The 19,766-nt window shown below is 44.2% G+C and carries 19 protein-coding genes; 8 read left to right on the top strand and 11 right to left on the bottom strand.

The window, feature by feature from the left end; translation table 11 throughout:
* Window positions 1–3: 3 nt before the first annotated feature.
* Window positions 4–1,923 (bottom strand): threonine--tRNA ligase, encoded by a 1,920-nt coding sequence (gene thrS / locus AC0VYG_RS09725; RefSeq protein ID WP_475432099.1) that lies wholly within the window; start codon window positions 1,921–1,923, stop codon window positions 4–6.
* A gap of 245 nt (window positions 1,924–2,168) precedes the next feature.
* Between thrS and AC0VYG_RS09720 the strand changes: the two genes are divergently transcribed.
* Both AC0VYG_RS09720 and AC0VYG_RS09715 read left to right on the top strand, forming a co-directional pair.
* Entirely contained in the window at window positions 2,169–2,795 is a 627-nt protein-coding gene (locus tag AC0VYG_RS09720; RefSeq protein ID WP_475432098.1) for an O-methyltransferase, read from the top strand.
* Between the two features lie 95 nt (window positions 2,796–2,890).
* Complete coding sequence (locus AC0VYG_RS09715; protein WP_475432097.1) at window positions 2,891–3,613, top strand: GIY-YIG nuclease family protein; 723 nt, start codon at window positions 2,891–2,893, stop codon at window positions 3,611–3,613.
* Window positions 3,614–3,741: 128 nt separating this feature from the next.
* On the opposite strand, the gene AC0VYG_RS09710 is transcribed toward AC0VYG_RS09715, so the two are convergent.
* The 4 genes from AC0VYG_RS09710 to AC0VYG_RS09695 all read right to left on the bottom strand — a co-directional run bounded on the left by AC0VYG_RS09710 (window position 3,742) and on the right by AC0VYG_RS09695 (window position 6,670).
* Window positions 3,742–5,085 (bottom strand): class II 3-deoxy-7-phosphoheptulonate synthase, encoded by a 1,344-nt coding sequence (locus AC0VYG_RS09710; RefSeq protein WP_475432096.1) that lies wholly within the window; start codon window positions 5,083–5,085, stop codon window positions 3,742–3,744.
* 97 nt (window positions 5,086–5,182) lie between these two features.
* The gene (locus AC0VYG_RS09705; RefSeq protein ID WP_475432095.1) at window positions 5,183–5,794 is read right to left on the bottom strand and encodes a helix-turn-helix domain-containing protein; all 612 of its coding nucleotides are present in this window, start codon (window positions 5,792–5,794) and stop codon (window positions 5,183–5,185) included.
* A 136-nt stretch (window positions 5,795–5,930) separates the two neighbouring features.
* Window positions 5,931–6,365: a protein tyrosine phosphatase family protein gene (locus tag AC0VYG_RS09700; RefSeq protein WP_475432094.1), complete on the bottom strand. Its 435-nt coding sequence runs from the start codon at window positions 6,363–6,365 to the stop codon at window positions 5,931–5,933.
* A gap of 26 nt (window positions 6,366–6,391) precedes the next feature.
* Window positions 6,392–6,670, bottom strand: a complete 279-nt coding sequence (locus AC0VYG_RS09695; protein WP_475432093.1) for a peptidylprolyl isomerase — start codon at window positions 6,668–6,670, stop codon at window positions 6,392–6,394.
* Between the two features lie 101 nt (window positions 6,671–6,771).
* Here AC0VYG_RS09695 and AC0VYG_RS09690 point away from each other — a divergent pair, with 101 nt between their 5' ends.
* A complete protein-coding gene (locus AC0VYG_RS09690) occupies window positions 6,772–7,569 on the top strand; it encodes a response regulator transcription factor (protein WP_475432092.1) in 798 nt (265 codons plus the stop codon).
* A 109-nt stretch (window positions 7,570–7,678) separates the two neighbouring features.
* Here the strand turns inward: AC0VYG_RS09690 and AC0VYG_RS09685 are convergent, their stop codons facing one another.
* Window positions 7,679–8,920 carry a GGDEF domain-containing response regulator gene (locus AC0VYG_RS09685; RefSeq protein ID WP_475432091.1) on the bottom strand — a complete coding sequence of 414 codons (1,242 nt, stop codon included), beginning with the start codon at window positions 8,918–8,920 and terminating at the stop codon, window positions 7,679–7,681.
* Window positions 8,921–9,086: 166 nt separating this feature from the next.
* On the opposite strand from AC0VYG_RS09685, the gene AC0VYG_RS09680 reads away from it, so the two are divergent.
* Both AC0VYG_RS09680 and AC0VYG_RS09675 read left to right on the top strand, forming a co-directional pair.
* Entirely contained in the window at window positions 9,087–9,371 is a 285-nt protein-coding gene (locus tag AC0VYG_RS09680; protein WP_475432090.1) for a YkgJ family cysteine cluster protein, read from the top strand.
* Window positions 9,368–11,041 carry a L,D-transpeptidase family protein gene (locus tag AC0VYG_RS09675; protein ID WP_475432089.1) on the top strand — a complete coding sequence of 558 codons (1,674 nt, stop codon included), beginning with the start codon at window positions 9,368–9,370 and terminating at the stop codon, window positions 11,039–11,041. Before AC0VYG_RS09680 ends, AC0VYG_RS09675 begins: the two co-directional genes overlap by 4 nt.
* A 109-nt stretch (window positions 11,042–11,150) precedes the next feature.
* Here the strand turns inward: AC0VYG_RS09675 and rlmM are convergent, their stop codons facing one another.
* From rlmM to puuE, 5 genes are all read right to left on the bottom strand, one after another.
* The gene (gene rlmM / locus AC0VYG_RS09670) at window positions 11,151–12,203 is read right to left on the bottom strand and encodes a 23S rRNA (cytidine(2498)-2'-O)-methyltransferase RlmM (protein ID WP_475432088.1); all 1,053 of its coding nucleotides are present in this window, start codon (window positions 12,201–12,203) and stop codon (window positions 11,151–11,153) included.
* A 49-nt stretch (window positions 12,204–12,252) separates the two neighbouring features.
* Complete coding sequence (locus AC0VYG_RS09665) at window positions 12,253–12,924, bottom strand: TIGR01621 family pseudouridine synthase (RefSeq protein ID WP_475432087.1); 672 nt, start codon at window positions 12,922–12,924, stop codon at window positions 12,253–12,255.
* A gap of 99 nt (window positions 12,925–13,023) precedes the next feature.
* Complete coding sequence (locus AC0VYG_RS09660; protein WP_475432086.1) at window positions 13,024–14,097, bottom strand: GGDEF domain-containing protein; 1,074 nt, start codon at window positions 14,095–14,097, stop codon at window positions 13,024–13,026.
* A 200-nt stretch (window positions 14,098–14,297) separates the two neighbouring features.
* The gene (uraD, locus tag AC0VYG_RS09655) at window positions 14,298–14,864 is read right to left on the bottom strand and encodes a 2-oxo-4-hydroxy-4-carboxy-5-ureidoimidazoline decarboxylase (protein ID WP_475432085.1); all 567 of its coding nucleotides are present in this window, start codon (window positions 14,862–14,864) and stop codon (window positions 14,298–14,300) included.
* 37 nt (window positions 14,865–14,901) lie between these two features.
* Window positions 14,902–15,813: an allantoinase PuuE gene (puuE, locus tag AC0VYG_RS09650; protein WP_475432084.1), complete on the bottom strand. Its 912-nt coding sequence runs from the start codon at window positions 15,811–15,813 to the stop codon at window positions 14,902–14,904.
* A gap of 332 nt (window positions 15,814–16,145) precedes the next feature.
* On the opposite strand from puuE, the gene AC0VYG_RS09645 reads away from it, so the two are divergent.
* From AC0VYG_RS09645 to AC0VYG_RS09635, 3 genes are read left to right on the top strand one after another with little or no spacing between them, the layout of a single operon-like run.
* Window positions 16,146–17,720: an ABC transporter ATP-binding protein gene (locus AC0VYG_RS09645; RefSeq protein WP_475432083.1), complete on the top strand. Its 1,575-nt coding sequence runs from the start codon at window positions 16,146–16,148 to the stop codon at window positions 17,718–17,720.
* A complete protein-coding gene (locus AC0VYG_RS09640; RefSeq protein ID WP_475432082.1) occupies window positions 17,717–18,784 on the top strand; it encodes an ABC transporter permease in 1,068 nt (355 codons plus the stop codon). The genes AC0VYG_RS09645 and AC0VYG_RS09640 overlap by 4 nt, the downstream gene beginning before the upstream one ends.
* 9 nt (window positions 18,785–18,793) lie before the next feature.
* Window positions 18,794–19,726, top strand: a complete 933-nt coding sequence (locus AC0VYG_RS09635; protein WP_199477607.1) for an ABC transporter permease — start codon at window positions 18,794–18,796, stop codon at window positions 19,724–19,726.
* Window positions 19,727–19,766: the final 40 nt, after the last annotated feature.

The following is a 19,766-nucleotide window of genomic DNA, read 5'->3' as shown; positions in this document are numbered from 1 at the left end:
CATTTATTGTTTACGGCTACGGCGAGCAACTTCGTTTTGAAGCAATACTTCAAAATCGGAAACACTCATTACCCCAAGATCTTCGCCAGTACGAGTACGAACAGCAACCTGTTGTTGTTCTACTTCTTTATCTCCAACGACAATCAAATAGGGTACGCGTTGAATTGTGTGCTCGCGGATTTTAAACCCGATCTTCTCGTTTCTCAAGTCAAGTTTTGATCTAAAGCCGTTTGAATTTAATCTTTTTTCCAAATCAGAGCAGTAATCTGCCTGACGATCTGTGATATTCATGATAACAACTTGTTCAGGCGCTAGCCAGAGGGGAAATGCCCCTTCGCTCTCTTCAATCAAAATACCGATAAAACGTTCCAATGAACCAACGATGGCACGATGCAACATTACGGGTGTCTGACGAGAGCCATCTTCAGCCACATATTGTGCCCCAAGACGAGTCGGCATAGAGAAATCTACCTGAATAGTACCACATTGCCAAATACGGCCAATGGCGTCTTTCAAAGAAAACTCTATTTTAGGGCCATAAAACGCCCCTTCACCTGGCAACTCCTCCCAGTCCAAATGAGCTGAATTCAATGCATCGGCCAGCGCTTTTTCTGCTTTATCCCAAACCTCATCCGACCCGACACGTTGTTCAGGACGAGTAGACAAGCGATAAATAATATTATCAAAGCCAAAATCCGCATACACCTCATGCAACAAGTCGATAAACTCAGATACTTCTTGCTGAATTTGACCTTCTGTCACAAAGATATGGCCATCATCTTGGACAAAATTACGTACACGCATAATGCCATGCAACGCGCCAGACGGCTCATTGCGGTGACAAGAACCAAACTCCGCCATACGAAACGGTAAATCTCGGTAGCTCTTAAGGCCCTGATTGTACACTTGGATATGACAGGGACAATTCATGGGCTTAACGGCATAGTCTCGGTTTTCTGAATGGGTAGTAAACATGTTTTCATGGTACTTACCCCAGTGACCAGATTTCTCCCATAAAACGCGATCAACGATCTGTGGCGTTTTCACCTCTTGATAGCCATTCTCACGCTGTTTATTACGCATGTATTGCTCAACAGCCTGATACAAACTCCAACCTTTAGGGTGCCAGAACACCATGCCAGGAGCTTCTTCTTGGACATGAAACAAATCCAGCTTCTTACCTAACTTACGATGGTCACGCTTTTCCGCTTCTTCAATACGTGTTAGATACGCTTTTAACTCTTTCTTGTCGTTCCAAGCGGTACCATAAATACGCTGTAACATTTCATTATCAGAATCGCCACGCCAGTACGCGCCAGCCAACTTCATCAATTTAAAATGACGTAAAACACGGGTATTTGGCACATGAGGACCACGACACATATCCACATATTCTTCATGATGATACAAGCCAACACGCTCAACAGAATCATCCATATCGTCAATCAAAGCGACCTTGTAGGTTTCGCCACGGTCCACAAAAAGTTGACGCGCCTCGGCAATAGGGGTCATGTGCTTAACAACATCGTAATCGGTTTTTACCAATTCTCCCATACGTTTTTCAATCGCCGCTAAATCTTCTGGTGTAAACGGACGCTCGTAGGCGATGTCATAATAGAAACCATCGCTAATTACAGGCCCAATGGCCATTTGCGCCGTTGGATACAATTGCTTAACAGCATGTCCAACAAGGTGAGCAAAAGAATGGCGAATAATTTCCACACCTTCAGGGTCTCGACCCGTAATGATGTTCAATTCAGCGTCGTCAGAGATCAATTCACAAGCATCAACTAGCACGCCATTAATGCGACCAGCCACCGTTGCCTTTGCAAGACCTGGGCCGATATCTTCAGCCACTTGCATAACAGTAACTGGGTTAGAAAAAGTACGTTGGCTGCCATCTGGCAGAGTAATTACAGGCATTTTATTCCCCTATCGGAGTCAGTGGTGCTCCATACCAAAGAGCACATGTCAATTTCAGGCCGATAAACTACCATTTTTCGTCCCATCTTGCGAATCCTTATTTGGCAGAAAAAAGACAAACAAACCAATGAAAAAGGAATCATAGAAAATCAAGGTATTTTTCTTTCCTTTTGCCATAGACATTCTTGAGAGGCAGAGTAAAATTGGCATCCGTTTCGCAACACACTTAATATCTGAAAGGCCTTATGGATCTTAATACTCTTGACAACTACTGCATTGAGACAACTCAATCAGAACCTGATCTATTAATTGAGTTGGTTGAGAAAACCTACTCAGATATGGGTTACCCAAACAAGTTGTCAGGTAAAATCGTTGGTCGTACTCTGAAACTTCTTAGTACGATCAAACAGCCTAAGCGCGCACTAGAGATCGGTATGTTTACTGGTTACTCTGCTCTATCCATCGCCGAAGGTATGCCCGAAGATGGTGAACTAATCTGTTGTGAAACCAACCCAAGAGCAATCGAGTTTGCTCAGTCCTTTTTTAATCGTAGCCCTAACGGTCACAAGATCACGCCGATTTTTGGCCCCGCTTTGGATACGATTCAAGACCTTGAGGGTCCCTTCGACTTCGTCTTTATTGACGCCGACAAACGCAACTATTTGAACTATTATGAAGCAGTTCTTCCTTTAGTTGTTTCTGGCGGGCTTATCATCATTGACAACTCTATTTGGCAAGGGCGTGTCCTTGATCCAAAAGAAGACAGCGATATTGCGGTCAATGATCTTAATCATCTGATTGCGCAAGATAACCGAGTCGAAAATGTCCATCTCAACGTCCGCGACGGTCTGAACCTCGTCGTAAAACGTTAATTCCTATTTTTTAGAAACTTGGCTCGCTTGAGAATTTCAAAAGCGAGTCGAGTTTATATGCTATTTAAAAGACATTAAGTTAAGAGGCAGCGATTTTGGTCGTTTTTAAAATCACAAATACTATTACTGGCAAACATTATATAGGCACTTCATTCAATAGTGGCTTTCAACGCTTTGAGCAATATGTTGAGGCGGCCAATGAAGGGTTAGACTTTCCACTATATGATGACATTCGAGAGCACGATCTTAGTGCCTTCTCCGTTGAAGAACTGTTTGAAACCGATGATAAAGAAGAGCTTTATGAGCTTGAGAAAGACTATGTCTCAATTTACAACGGTGAAAGCCTTCGTGGTTACAAAATAGGTCAAACAACCACCAAAGCCGCGACACTGAGCTTTGGCAAAAAAGCCTTGTTTGACTCTAATGGCGTTTCAACTGCTGAACAACCTAAAAAAACCAGAAAGGCCGCAACAAAAAAGTCAGTTGAGCTCCCCATCAAAAAAGAGGTAGAGCCAAAACCGACGGCTCGTTCCTTTTTTGGCGAGCTCATTGGTGAAGATCGTTTGGATTCTCCTGCATCGGCCGCAAAAGCAGCAGACCCTAAAAAACCATCAGACGTCTCTAAAGTAGAACGCCCTAAAAGCAAAGCCAGCATTCAACGCATGCTGCGCGAAGCGGAAAAGGCAGCCAAAAAAGAGCGTGAAGACAAATTAAAAGCACAACAACAAGCCGAAGCGGAAGAAATGGCATTGATTATGGCAAAAATTGATATCACATCAAAATCAGCCATGTCAGCCTTTCGCCGTCGTAAAGGGTAATACTGAATAGTAGAGCCCATTAGCCCTACAACTAAAACACGCATAAAAAATCCCAATCATGATAGCTTGATTGGGATTTTTTTTTGAAAAGAGATAAAGCCTGCATCAATAAGCAAGCTCGCCGACAGTTACGCCCGCGCTTTTTTCAAGGTTTCAGAAATCATAAAGGCCAACTCAAGAGACTGATCCGCATTCAAACGTGGATCACAATGGGTATGGTAACGATCACCAAGGTCGGATTCTGACACCTGGAACGCCCCGCCCACACACTCTGTCACATTTTGACCCGTCATTTCGAAATGCACCCCGCCAGCATAGCTACCTTCTGCTTTATGCACTTGGAAGAACTGCTGTACTTCACGCAACACATGATCCACATGACGAGTCTTGTAACCAGAGCTGGCTTTAACCGTATTGCCATGCATGGGATCACTGCTCCAGACAACCTGCTTACCTTCACGCTGAATCGCCTGAATTAGCTTAGGCATGCCCTCTTCAACTTTATCAGCTCCCATACGAACAATAATATTCAAACGTCCCGCTTCGTTTTTAGGATTCAACGCATCACATAAACGCAACAAATCTTCAGGGTCCATTGTTGGGCCAGCTTTCACACCAATTGGGTTTTGTACACCCCGCAAAAACTCCACATGAGCACCGTCCAGCTGGCGAGTACGATCCCCGATCCACAACATGTGTGCAGAACAATCGTACCAGTCACCAGACAAGCTATCTTGGCGCGTCAGAGCTTGCTCATAAGGCAACAGCAAGGCCTCATGGGAGGTATAAAACTCGGTTTCGTGCAATTGACTCACATTACCGATACCACAGGCCTCCATAAACTGCAGCGCGTCATCGATTTTATCGGCAATACCTTGGTATTTTTCACCGGCTGGACTGGCTTGCAAAAAGTCATTATTCCACTTGTGCACCTGATGAAGATCTGCATAGCCCCCCTGAGCAAAAGCTCGTAGCAGATTCATTGTCGAAGCACTTTGGTTATACACTTTAATCAAACGCTCTGGATCAGGTATGCGAGCAGACGAATCAAATTCAATGCCATTGATAATATCACCACGATAACTGGGTAATTCAACACCATTAACGGTTTCCGTACCAGCGGATCGAGGCTTTGCAAACTGCCCCGCCATGCGGCCCACTTTTACCACAGGACATTTACCTGCATAGGTCAACACCACAGCCATTTGCAGCATGACTTTGAAAGTATCGCGAATGTTATTAGCATGAAATTCCGCAAAGCTTTCCGCGCAATCCCCACCTTGCAACAAAAAGGATTCACCTTTAGCCACTTTAGATAAGGCTTGTTTTAACTGGCGAGCTTCACCAGCAAACACTAAAGGCGGCATTTTCCCCAGTGTGTTTTCAACTTGCGCCAAATGCTCTGCACTTGGGTAAACAGGCTGCTGCAGGGCCGTCTTCGCCCTCCAACTCTCTAAACTCCAGTTACTCATATCGTTTTGACCTTATTGTATTTAAATTCACTCTTTTCTATGACTGGTTATCCAGGCAATAAAAACCAACATTCTCTTAAAGTCGATTACCTTTCCTTTAGCGAGCCACCACCCAAAGGATTAATGCATCTTTACTAGAGGTAGAGACAACCACATGACCCATAGTGGCATCATAATACACACTGTCCCCTTCTTTTAATTCAATTGGTTCATAGAACTCAGAGAAAAAATTAATTTTCCCTTCCAACACCAATAAAAACTCTTCTCCATCATGACGCACCCACTCCTTAAACTCACCAAAGGAGCGCGCCCGCACCGTCGTTTTAAACGGCACCATTTTTTTACGGCTAATGGAGAAATTCAATAACTCATGCTCATAGGTTGCCGTTGGGTGAGGTTCCCCCCTACCTTTACGAGTAATATCTCGGCGACCCGCAATGGAATGTTCACTTGCTTCAACAAACAGTTGAGGCAAATCCATCCCCAACCCCTGGATTAACTTTTGCACAATTGTGAAACTTGGCGATACCTGATCATTCTCAATTTTCGACAATGTTGATCGAGCAATCCCTGTACGCTTACTGACTTCCTCAAGCGTCCACCCCTTTGTCAATCGAATCTCTTTTACTCGTTTACCTAGCTCTAAAGGTTCAACAAATCGGTCGGGGTCTGACGCGGTAGCCGTTTCTAAAGATGGTCGACTTACCATAATTCACCTATCACGTTGATGTACTGAAAGTTTACTAAAAGACACCACGTTAACCTATCTAATATTTGCCCCCATCATGCTTACCCATTAAAAAACCTGCTACTGCAGGTTTTTGTGGCAACACCATTCACTAGACTTACGCGTTGTTAGTAGCCAGGGGCTGCATTGCCGCCTCACAACGTGCAAGATCAAAACCTTTGGCAGATACATAGTCAACCAACGTCTGGTAATCCTGGCCCTGAGCGTTATTTACCAACACCCACGCAACAGAAGAACGAGTGCCAGTACGACAAAATGCAAAGGTCTTTTTACTCTCTTCAAGAGAAGCTTGCTGTTGGGACACTTGCGCCTGCCCTAGGGCATTCAAGTTAACTGGATTATAAACGTATTCTAACCCCTGTGCCCGCGCCGCCATCTCAAGATCGGCAGAAGCAGGCTGTTCCTCAGCCTCACCATCGGGGCGATTATTAATCACTCGCTCAAACCCCATGGCTTTTAGTTTTGCAAAATCCTCAACCAAAATCTGAGGACCAACAAAATACATCTCATCTAGTGCAATCGGATTATTCATAACTCTCTCCTTTAAATGTCTTTCAATTAGGATCGGTACAACACTTTAATCAAATGGTAACCGAATTGTGTCTTAATAGGACCTTGAATTTTCAACAACGGGCCAGAAAATGCCGCCTTATCAAACGCTGGCACCATATCTCCTTTGTGAAACTCCCCCAAATCGCCCCCTTTTTTCCCTGACGGGCAAGTGGAATATTGCTTAGCTAACTTATGGAAATCCTCTCCCTTATCCAGTCTGACTTTAATCGATTCCGCTTCTGCTTTCGTTTTTACTAAAATATGACAGGCGCTGGCTATTGCCATAATAATACTCTCCACCAAATAACCGTGACTAAATAGCTCATTTTAACCTAACTGATGTGCTAGGATTGTATAAGATGGATAAAAAATAGGATAACTCAACGATGATAGGCTTCACCGCAATAAAAGATCTTTCTCTACTCCTTGTCGAACCGTCCGATATGCAAAAAAAAATTATCGGCAAAGCCCTGAAAGATGCGGGTGTAAAGCAAATCGATTACACCAACAATATTAAGGAAACACTGGAAAATCTCGCCAATTTTCCACCAGATTTAATCATTTCTTCCATGTACTTGCCCGACGGTACAGCTAATGACCTAATCGATACCATCCGCAATAACCCCGAGACAGAAAACCAGTGTTTCATGCTCGTCTCAAGTGAAAAGAATCGCGATCATCTAGAACACCTTAGACAATCTGGCGTACTGGCTATCCTTCCCAAACCCTTTTCGAAACGCGATTTACAACGGGCTATTTACTCGGCCATTGATTTGATTGCCGAAGAAGAAATCGATTTGGAACTGTTCGACCCAAGAACTTTGCGCGTTCTCGTAGTAGATGACAGCAAGATGGCCCGCAAGCACGTTAGTCGAACACTCAACACCATGGGAATAGAGCAAATCCAATTAGCGGAGAATGGTCGACAAGCCATTGAAAAACTCAACACAGAAGAATTTGATTTAATTGTCACGGACTACAATATGCCAGAAATGGATGGCAAAGAATTAACCGATGCCGTCCGTCAAAACCCAGCCATTGCACACATCCCCATTCTTATGGTCAGCTCCAACTCTGAGGACAGCCAACTCTCCAACATTGCCCAAGAAGGCGTCGACGCCATTTGCGGCAAGCCTTTCGAACCAGGCACAGTAAGACAGCTGCTTGCACAAATACTAAATTAGCCTCTTTTCTGCATTCGTTTACCAGTCTGCATTTGCTTACAAGGGTTTCGAAAAACTTGTAAGCATTAAACCTCTCATCTATCACATACGCAGCAGATTAAAAACGCAACTAATCAAACTCTATTCTATCGCGCCCATTACTCTTAGCTTGATACAGCTTTTTATCGGCAACTCTCACGGCATCATCAAGACTGACTTGATTTTTGCGACACACACCAATACTACACGTCACTTTTATCTTCGCCCCGGTAAACTCCTTTTCTCGCAAAGATACCTGAAAGTCAATAAGCCTTTGCTCAAATACATCATCCTCTTCATCCGACACAATACAGAACTCTTCTCCACCAAATCGGCAAGCCAATGATTCAGGGAAAGCGAGGCCGATTTCTTTGCCAACCAACTCCAACAAAGTATCGCCCACCATATGACCATAGGTATCGTTAACGGATTTAAAATGATCCAAATCCAGCATAGCAAATCCTGCCCCATCACCCTGGGAAAGTGCCTGCTGATAAAAAGACTCGCCTTCATCGAAAAGATAACGACGATTTTTCAACTTAGTCAGCACATCAATATTGGCCAAATCTCGAATGGTTTCGAGCATTTCTTGTGATTCCAAGTTATGAGTAATACGACAATGAAACTCTTCGTGGTAAAACGGCTTTTTCAAAAAATCGTTGGCCCCAGCTTTGATAAACTTTGCAGACAACGAACTGTCATTACCCGTTGACAACCCAATCACCACTAAATTTTTAAAGCGATTATTATGACGCAACATACGCACCAGATCGTAACCATTAATTATGGGCATATTATGATCGGTAATAAAAAGACGAATCTCAGGATCTTCTTCCAATTTTGCCAGTGCTTGCTGGCCATCTTCTGCCTCAACCACATTAAAACGGTATTGCTCTAATAAGGTTTTTACAAACAAGCGACTGGTGCGAGAATCATCCGCGACTAATGCTTTAATATGTTGATTTTTTCTTAAACGCTCGACCACTTTCATAACATGATCAAAAGAGTAACGACTGTCTTTCGTTATGTAATCCAATACGCCTTTATTCAACAACGCTAAACGAAGGTCATCATTAAAATTCCCCGTCAGCACAATACAAGAAACACCTGCCCCCAATACTAAATCGACTATTTCACCGTTAGGAGCATCAGGCAGATTCAAATCCACTATGGCAGCAAAAAACTCTTTTCCATTTTGGGATGCTAAGGTCGTTTCGGCTTCCTGATAGCAGGAACAGACAGTTGGCACATAACCCGTTAGCTGACTCAACAAATGCTTTAACACGTTTTGCACAACAGGACTGTCTTCAACCACTAATATTTTATACACCATGAAAAAAACAACACCTTATAAAATCACATGCTTATTTAGATTATCCTCTATGACCAACGGCCTCGATACACTAAAATACCTATGAAATATGAAAATCTAAAAAACTTGGTCAAATGCATCTTTAAATGCTGCCCATCTTATTTATTAAAGAAGGTAATTTGCTTTTATGCAATGTCGTCCGCATTGTGGTGCTTGTTGCATAGCACCTTCCATATCGTCCCCTATTCCTGGAATGCCTAACGGGAAAGCCGCAGGAGAAAAATGCATACACTTACTTGAAGATTTCCGCTGTGGCATCTTTAATAGCCCTAATCGGCCAACGGTCTGCCAAGCATTCACCGCTGAAGAAATGATTTGTGGTCACTCAAGAGAAGAAGCCTTACTCATCATCTCAGACTTAGAAAACGCTACGTTATCAACGGACGAAACCAAAACCAGGAGCAATCAATGACCAATGCGTTAACGAGACTTGTGACCCTAGTCTTTTTTACAGTCCTTTTGAGCGCCTGTGCCAGCCAGCAAACAGGCCAAGGGTTGGTAGCCAAACCGCCTAGCGACTCACAAATAGAAAGCAGTGTAAAAGGCCAAGTCGCCTTGATGCTGCATGCCTTTACCCCTGTAGCCGGACAAGCCATACCGAATAATACGGTACTGGATGTGTATAAACATCGTGGCTATAGCCCTATGTGGATCAAAGACAAACAGATCAACTTGTCTATCTACAAACTGGTCGACATTCTGGAAAAGGCCAATACCCATGGTCTCAATCCGATCCATTATCATGTGGGCATCATTAAACATTACCTTTCTCTCAAAAATCCAACCCCTCAACAATTGGCAGAAATGGATGTCATCACCACCATCGCTTTGGCAAGTTACGCCCACGATTTGAGTAATGGACGCTATGAGCCACAGCTTATTGATCCTAACTGGCAACTGGATGCACCCAGCAATGACTGGAAAAAGCTGCTACAAATGGCTTCCGTCAACGACATGGTCAATTCATTACATTTGCTAGCGCCAAGAAGTCCACAGTATCAAATTTTACAGAAATGGCTGGTCTACTATCAGGAGTTATCTAAAAAAGAGAAAGACATTCTGGTCACACCCGGCAAGCCTCTCGCTATTGGTGATCAAGGCCCACGCGTTGCACAGTTACGTGCTCGTCTTGTACAACTGGGCGACATTCGTTTTTCCACTCGAAAAGTAGATGAAGATCGCTTTGACATGCAACTTAAAAAAGCATTAGAACGTTTTCAGAATCGCCACCACCTTATTGCCGATGGAGCAGCCGGTCCAAACACCATTAAAACTCTCAATGTCCCACTTAAACGTCGTGCAGAACAGATTGCCTACAACCTAGAAAGATGGCGCTGGCTACCAAGTCAACTGGAAGCCAATCGTATATGGGTCGATTTAACCAATTATTCTGTTGATATGTATTTAAATGGCAATCACACCACCATGAAAGCCATTATTGGCAGGCCAGATAGGAAAACCCCGGTTTTTAAAGCCATCATGACTTACATGGTGGTAAACCCAACATGGCGGGTACCGGATCGTATCGCACGTGAAAATTTGCTACCCAAGCTACAAGCTGATCCAAACTACCTGAGCAAGCATGGCTATAAAGTGTTTGCCAACTGGGGAATTGGCGCAAAACAGCTAGATCCGACACAAATCAATTGGAAAGCCATTTCACAAGAAAACCTAGCGTTTCGCTTCGAACAAACACCAGACAAAAACAACGCGCTTGGCTCTTACAAATTCATGTTTCCTAATAGAAATGAAATCTATTTGCATGACACCCCAGCCAAGCGCTTATTTAGAGCGAGAAACCGTGCTTTTAGCTCAGGCTGCATCCGCCTTGAAAGACCCGCTCTTTTCGCAAAAAGCTTAATGACCGATGCCAAAGACCTCAGAGAGCTAGCCGCCGCAATGAAAAGCAAGAAAACCAAAGTGCTTACCCTGCCCCATTATATTCCAGTGTATTTGGTTTATTTTACGGTGGTAGCCAATGCTAACGGCATGCTAGAGTTTCGTAATGACATTTACGGTCGAGACAAGTTAATGGAAGAAGCCATGGGGTACAAAGCCTTCAGCCCAAGCGACTCTATCTAGCATCATAGATAATGAAAAGCCCCACTATGATCCACATAGTGGGGCTTTTCATATTTATGCAGAGCTTAGATCACCTCATCAAGCAAGATTCAGACAGCATTTAATCGGCTTAGCTCGCAATAATGCATAACGTCACTTCTTCCCTATCGTGATAAAGGTGCTTTATTTGGTATTGAAAGCCAACCCCCGCTTTATGGAGCCTTTCTTCAATAAGCTCAATGCACAACATCACTTCTTGATAACGTTTTTTCATAGGCAGCTTCAAATTAAAGATCGCGCGACGCGTCCAACGCTTAGCAAACCAATCGGCCATCAATTCAGCCACTTTAATTGGACGTTCCACCATGTCACATACTAGCCAATCAACCGTATAGGGCGGCTCATACTTAAATCCGTCCGCTTTTTCATGCTGGACCAAACCGCTCGACATCAGTGCTTTTTGCATTGGCCCATTATCGACCGCAAACACATGAATGCCTCTTTTAACAAACTGGTAAGTCCAACCACCAGGCGCAGCGCCTAAATCCACTGCGGTCATTCCTTCCGTTAAATCCTTAGCCAGTTTTTTCTCTGGAACAAACTGCAAAAAGGCTTCTTCTAACTTCAACGTAGAGCGGCTCGGCCCAGCAGCAGGAAAGCGCAGACGACGAATACCCATGGGGAATTCACTTCGACAAGCCGCATAGGACACACCCAAATAGGCAGACTCACCATCCAGCAAAAACACATGATGACGAACACCAATGGCTTTGTTTCGCAGCACCCCGGACTTTTTCCAGCCTTGCCTTAACGGCTTGTCTAATTTTTTAATCAAACCAGACAAGGCTTTGGCATCATTCGTGTCCGCTGTTTCTATCCATACTTCTTCCGCAAGAGGCAGCTGACGCGCAGCACTTAACAAAGACTCCACCCGTGAACCGGATTCAAAATGGATCACTTCATTGACTGCAATTATTTGACGAGCAAAAATCAAACGATTAAAAACCCATTGCTCAATCAAGGTCTCAGCAGGCTCTGAATGATCAAAGTGATACACCACAAAGCCTGAGTCCGGCACCACTTTCGCGTAACCATAAAACCCTTTTTCCGATGATATTTGTGCCAATTCCGCCGCACAATCTTTCTCAAAACCAGGTCGGCAATATGCCAAAATATTCTTCATTCATTATCCCGTCCTAAGTCACCTTCATTACAAACAAGGCGCCTAGGTTTTATTTGCCAGAAGGCCATTTTAAAAATTTCTCAGCGAAGTGCGCACGAACAAAATCACAGAATTTGGCATTAAAGTGTTCACCGTTTGAAGGCATGACACAATAACTTTTTAATTCACCCGCCCATTCAAATGACACAGAGTAAGCATGTAGATAGCCACGATCTGCTGGCGTTCCACTATAACGATCATCGCCAAAAATAGGCGAACCAAGGCTTTTTAAGGCCACACGAATTTGGTGTGTCTTGCCAGTCAGAGGCCGTACAATGAAAGCTCGAAAACCATCGAAAGAAGTGGAAAAGAATTGCGTCACCGCCAAGTTGTCATTTTCTGTGGTTAAACGCCATTGCCCTCGGCGACTTGGCACCATACCACCTTTCACCGCCCCTTGTTTCTTTTTAGGCTTACGGTCCGACAAAGCTATGTAACGTTTTTCTATTTGATGCAACTCGAACAACTCACCAAACTTTGCCGCTGCTTCTTTGTTCAGCGCCACCAGCAAAATTCCCGATGTCATTTTATCAAGACGATGTACAGGATAAAACGTCATACTGGGGTAATCTTGCTTTAATGCTTCCATCACTCCTCGCTCATCAGATTCAGCGTGGAAACTCATACCAACAGGTTTATTTAACACCCAAAAATCATCACAACGGAAAATAACGTTAAGCAAAGCAACCTCATATATAAGGATAAAAAAGGCATATAAATAACAGCGCCTCCCTCAGGCTATCAGAGAAAGGTCACAACACATAAAAAAACATCAAGGTAACTAATACACTTTATTACGACCCGCTTTCTTCGCCTTGTATAACGCTTTGTCAGCCAGCGCCAATACATCTTCAAAAATAGTCGTTTCTTTAGACATGGACGCAACGCCAATACTGACCGTGACAGGAATACGAATACCGTGACTCGACACAATATTCAAAGACTCAATCGATGCCCTTAAAAGTTCCATTTTTGACACGGCCTCTGAAGCATCCGTATCAGGCATAATAATAACAAACTCTTCACCACCATAGCGGCCTATTTTATCGTGTTTTCGCAAACAAATGGACATCGCCTCTGCTCCTTTTTGCAACACAAGATCACCCGCTTCATGGCCATAAGAGTCATTAATCCTCTTAAAATGATCAAAATCGATAATAGCAAATGAGCACGCACTAGAAGAGTCTAACGCCTCGTTAAAAATGGCCAATGCTTCATTTAATACCTTACGACGATTCGGCAACCCCGTTAATACATCTCTCTCAGCCAGCTCTCTTAATTTCATATTGACACGAAACAAACGACCAACCAGCGCTTGAACAGCCACCCCAAATGCCAACAAAGAATAGACAAAGACTAAAATAATCGAAACAACCTGCTCGGATTTATCCAATAAGAGACCACTGCGTGGGGCATATAGCTCACATAAGACAAACGCTAAAAATGAACTAACAATAGTGATGGCTTGCCAAAACCGCTCATTTTTCTGAAAACTTAAAAAAGAGTAGGACGAAAACATGGCCAAAAGCCATTGTAGGCCACTTCCGGAACCCAATACCAAAAAACAAGAAAGAATTATTTGAGCAATGGCCAAAAATGGGGCGATAATCCTCATCCATCCAAGCCATTTGCTTCGGTTAACCAAGAAAAGTCCAATAGAAAAGACAAAGCCGACTAAATAGGACAAGCTTGCGAATAGATCTGGCCGAACTAGTAAAAAAAACATCAATAACAAAAAGTCCACTAATGCCACTAACAGCAGGACTAAATTAACAATGTATTTATCACCAAAATCGACATCTGTCTCCAGTTCCCCTTGACTCAGTAGCCTTTCAAGCAAATTATATGAGCACAATATCGCTATATTCCTAAAACAAGACAACGGCAATTCAATCCCTGACTCAGGGAGAACAATCAACTGGAAACTTTGTATAAAATAAAGGCGCTACTCTACCATTTTCTATCAGTAAAGTGTATAGAAATCACATAAGGCAAGGAACAGAATCCCCCCGAGATAGACACAGTCACGCTGTATCGGTACTTGGGGGGAGGACGCTATTTCTCGGCTAAACGAAAGCGAGCAATTTGATGTACCTGTCGCATAGCCATGTTAAACTCTTCCTGTGGAGAATGATGAATCCTTTGGTCAAAAGCCGACAAAATAACCTCTTTGGTCGCACCTTTTACCGCCATGATAAAAGGAAAACCAAAGCGCGATTTGTAACGGTCATTATAATCGGTAAAACGCATAAGCTCTTCGGGCGTACATTGATCTAAACCAGCGCCAGCTTGCTCACTACTAGAGTCTTTAGTCACTTCTCCAGCCAATGCCGCCTTACCCGCCAAATCTGGATGAGCACGTAATAAAGCCAGTTTTGTATCATTCGTACTTTGTTCGACCACATCAAACAACAAACGCGCTAAATGCTCTTTCTGATCATAGTCAATCAGGCTGTTTTTGTGGTTCATTGCCTGCCATGCCTGTTCAGCAACCCAAGCAGAGTGCTCATACACTGAACCAAACACCGTAATAAACGCCTCTTTCGTCATGGTACTTGGTTTAGCGTCAAACACTCCATCCAACGCCTGAAATTCCATCGAAACGGACAGTTGGTCTGTCATGTTTTTCTCCATATAACTCATCATTTTGTATAATCAATTAAGCGGTTGCCTGATAAGGAAAATGCTCATGCCAATGTTTGGCAATATCAATACGTCGTGCACACCAAACATCATCAAATTGACTCACATAACTGAGGAAGCGTCTTAACCCTGCGATGCGAGCAGGACGACCGATCAGACGACAATGCAGTCCAATAGACAACATTTTTGGTTGCGTTTTACCCTCTTCGTATAAGGTATCAAACGCATCTTTTAAGTATTGAAAAAAATGCTCGCCTGTATTGAAGCCTTGCATCGCCGCAAAACGCATATCATTGGTATCAAGGGTATAAGGTACCATTAATTGAGGCTTCCCGCCTTCCAAACGCCAGAACGGTAAATCATCACTATAGTCGTCTGCGTTGTATAGAAATCCTCCTTCCTCCGCGACCAAACGACGAGTATTGGGTCCTGTTCGTCCTGTGTACCATCCTAAAGGACGTTGACCCGTCAGCTTAGTAATGACATCAATGGCTTTTTTCATATCAGCACGCTCGGTTGCTTCATCCACGTACTGATAGTCAATCCATCGATAACCATGGCTACAAACTTCGTGTCCTTCCTCAACAAAGACCTTAGCTATTTCTGGATGACGCTCAAGAGCCATACCAATGGCAAAGATGGTCAACGGAATTCCCATCTCTTTAAATAACGCCAGAACACGCCATACTCCAGCACGACTACCATATTCATACAGGGACTCCATACTCATATGACGAACACCTTCTCTGGCATCCGTCCCGATCATCTCAGATAAAAACGCCTCCGAGGCCTTATCCCCATGCAGAATACAATTTTCTCCTCCTTCTTCATAATTCAAGACAAACTGCAACGCCACCTTGGCATTCTTAGGCCAATGCGGATGAACTGGTTTTCCTGCATAGCCGATTAAATCACGATCATAAGACATCACATCACCCCATTAAAAAGACAATTCCATGGCAACTTCACCATACACAGTAGATTGCCACACAATACATAAAAAAATTGGCACAAATATTGATTAAAAGAAACAAACATTTCATATAAACAAAATGAGCTAAGTGAACCAATCAGTCAACTATTTTTTAAACCCCAAAAAGGGGCAAACAAAAAACCAAAGCACAAAAAGAGTGCGGTTTTTTTTAATTAAACGCGCTAATAAGAGACATGAACTGGCGTGGCTTGTGCAGTATGCAGTTTATATACCGAGTCACTCTATTGTTAATAACACAGCCAGACATTTAAAGATGGGAAATTTTTGTGAATAACACCAAAACCGCACAGCATATTTCACCTAGACTGGAACTGATCAATATCAGCAAGCAGTATCCTGGCTGTCTTGCCAATGACAATATTAGCCTGAGCCTCATGCCTGGAGAAATTCATGCCCTATTGGGAGAAAATGGTGCCGGCAAAAGTACTCTAGTCAAAACCATTTATGGCGTCGTCGCGCCAGACACAGGGCAACTTATCTGGGATGGTAAAGAGATAGAGATTAAATCACCTTCCACGGCGAGAGAGCTTGGGATAGGTATGGTCTTTCAGCACTTTTCTCTGTTCGAAACACTAACAGTCAGCCAAAATATCGAACTCTGTTTGAGCAAACCTCAACTAACCTCTATTGGCAATCTCGCTGAGAAAATCCGTCAATTATCCCAAGAATACGGTTTGGATATTGACCCCCATCGTTACGTACACTCACTCTCAATTGGAGAGCGGCAACGGGTAGAAATAATGCGCTGTTTAGTCCAATCGGTAAAACTCTTGATTCTGGACGAACCGACCTCCGTATTAACCCCTCAAGAAGTGTCTGGTCTTTTTAGCGTACTACGCACGCTTGCCAAAGAGGGGTGCAGTATTCTATTCATTAGTCACAAACTGCATGAAGTCACCGAAATTTGTGAAAAAGCCACCATTTTACGGGGTGGCAAAGTCATCAATACTTGCTCACCTGCAGAAGAAACCTCCCATTCCATTGCTAAAATGATGGTGGGCGATTTAGCAGAACAAGACGCTGGTTACTCCAAAAAAGAGGGAACGGAGGTACGCTTTCAGATTCATGACCTCACCCTTAGCACACAACACCCCTTTGGCACCTCACTAAAACACATCAATCTTGAGCTAAAAGCAGGCGAAATTCTCGGTATTGCAGGTGTCGCCGGCAATGGACAAGACGAGTTAATGGCCATTATTAGCGGCGAAGACAGCCGTCCCGTCAACACTCACCTAACCATGAAAAGCCAACCAATTGGCAATTTAAAAACCGCTACACGACGACAGTTTGGGATGGCTTATGTCCCCGAAGAGCGCTTGGGCCGAGGCGCGGTTCCCGATATGAGCTTAACGGAAAACACCCTCCTCACCCACAGTCAAGGCTTTATCAAATATGGCTTAGTCCAATGGAAGCAACTAAAAGACTATGCCAAACAACTGATCAGTGATTACAGCGTCAAATGCCACGGCGAATTTTCTGAAGCAAAAAGCTTAAGTGGCGGGAACTTACAAAAATTCATTATGGGACGCGAAATCGGTCAACGACCTGATGTATTGATTTGCGCCCATCCGACATGGGGAGTAGATGTCGGTGCAGCATTAGCGATTCACCAAGCGTTATTAGAACTACGCGACCAAGGGGCTGCCATTTTATTGATATCAGAAGACATTGATGAACTATTCTTACTAGCAGACCGAATGGCAGCCGTATGCGATGGTTATTTGTCTCCTATTGTCCGTACCCAAGACACCAACATAGACCAAATTGGCCAATGGATGGCAGGGACCTTTATTAACAACCAACAGCATGATGCTGACATGTTACAGGAGACCACAGCATGATGCGTATTCAAGCGCGAACGCAACCTAGCCAATTAATGACACTTGTCTCGCCCCTGCTGGCGATTACACTCACCCTTATTTTTGGCTGTATTCTTTTTTCAGCGCTCGACAAAAACCCGATTGAGGCGCTGCATGTATTACTCATCGCCCCCCTGTCTGATGGCTATAATGTGGGAGAAATGCTGGTAAAAATGTGCCCTCTGCTACTTTGTGCCGTGGGCTTATCACTTTGTTATCGGGCCAATATGTGGAATATTGGTGCGGAAGGCCAATTACTCGCTGGAGCATTAGGGGGATCTGCGGTCGCACTAGCCTTTGGCGATTCCACCAGCGCCTTAGCCTTGCCTTTAACACTTTTGGCCGGCGTTGCCTCGGGTATTGCCTGGTCTGCCGTTCCCACCTATTTAAAACTACGCTTCAACTCGAACCTTATTCTCACCACCATTATGTTTAACTACATTGCCTTTTATCTACTGGTGTGGGCAGTCAATGGGCCACTGCGGGATCCTGATGGCTACGGTTTTCCTGAATCCGCTATGTTTTCTGATCAAACCATGCTGCCGATTCTTGTTGAGGGAACTCGAATTCATTTAGGCATTTTGTTGTCTCTACTGTCTGCTGTTGTGGCTTGGTTTATCTTGTCTAAAACCCACTTAGGCTTTCAAGTGCGCGTCTTTGGCTCTGACGAACCTGCGGCGACCTACGCTGGCTTTAGCAGCAAAAAGCTCAGTTGGTTTGTTATGCTCCTTGCTGGTGCGCTGGCAGGTCTAGCGGGTGTATGTGAGGTGACTGGCCCCATAGGCCAATTGGTACCTAACGTCTCCCCTGGATATGGCTATTCCGCCATCATCGTCGCCTATCTGGGCCGCTTACACCCTCTGGGTGCGATTATTGCAGCCATCTTTTTGGCCGTACTCTATATGGGGGGCGATCTGGCACAGATTCAAATGAATATTCCCACTGCGGTGGTCGGTATGTTTCAAGGCGTTTTGCTTTTCTTCTTACTGGCGTGCGATTTCTTTATTCGCAACCGCCTTGTTTTCACTCATCAAGCCACGGCTTAGGAGCCTATTTTGGACGCAGATTTCATAGCACAAATCTTATTCTCCGCAATAAAAACAGGCACTCCCTTGTTATTTATTGCTCTTGGCGAAGTCATATGTGAAAAGTCTGGGGTACTGAACTTAGGCCAGGAAGGGATGATGCTCATGGGAGCCGTCGTTGGCTTTTTGGCAGCCTACTCAACTGGCAACATGGCGTTTGGCGTGCTTGCGGCAATGGCTATGGGTTGTGTCATGAGCCTTATCTTTGGTGTTTTAGTGTTGCACCTTGGCGCCAACCAAGTGGCCACGGGGCTCGCATTAACCATCTTTGGCACGGGATTAAGCGCCTTTGTCGGATCGGATTTTGTCGGCAAAACCATTCAAGGCTTTAATCCCATCCCCATCCCGTACCTATCCTCCATTCCGTACCTTGGCAAAATTCTCTTCGAGCACGATCTGTTGGTCTACCTTTCTTTCATCATGACCGTGCTCATTATGTATGTTGCTAACAAAACCCGCTTGGGACTAACACTCAAAGCCGTCGGTGAAAACCCCAATGCCGCCAATGCCATTGGCATCAAGGTACTTCGGGTCCGCTATTTGGCCATTATGTTTGGTGGTGCCATGACGGGGATCGCCGGAGCTTACATGTCCTTAGTCTATACCCCTATGTGGGCAGAAAACATGACAGCCGGCCGTGGCTGGATTGCCCTTGCGCTGGTGGTCTTTGCTTCTTGGCGGGTAGGACGCATTATGCTGGGGGCCTATTTGTTTGGCTTGGCCAGCATTATGCATTTGGTTCTCCAAGGATTCGGTTGGACCATTTCGACCAACTTATTAGCCATGTTGCCTTATGTGGCAACGGTATTCGTCATGGTCATCATCAGTGCGGATAAATTTAAAGAAAAACTGTTGGCGCCACGATCACTCGGAAAACCGTTTGATCCAAGACATATGGCCTAACCATGCGTCAATTTGAGCTGTCAAAGGCCACAAAACCAAT

This window comes from Marinomonas sp. 63XJN7_7_ISO-PGPR-S23-202 (genome assembly GCF_056173505.1).
The sequence above is the reverse complement of the archived record's forward strand: the minus strand, read 5'-3'. Positions and strand labels throughout refer to the sequence as shown.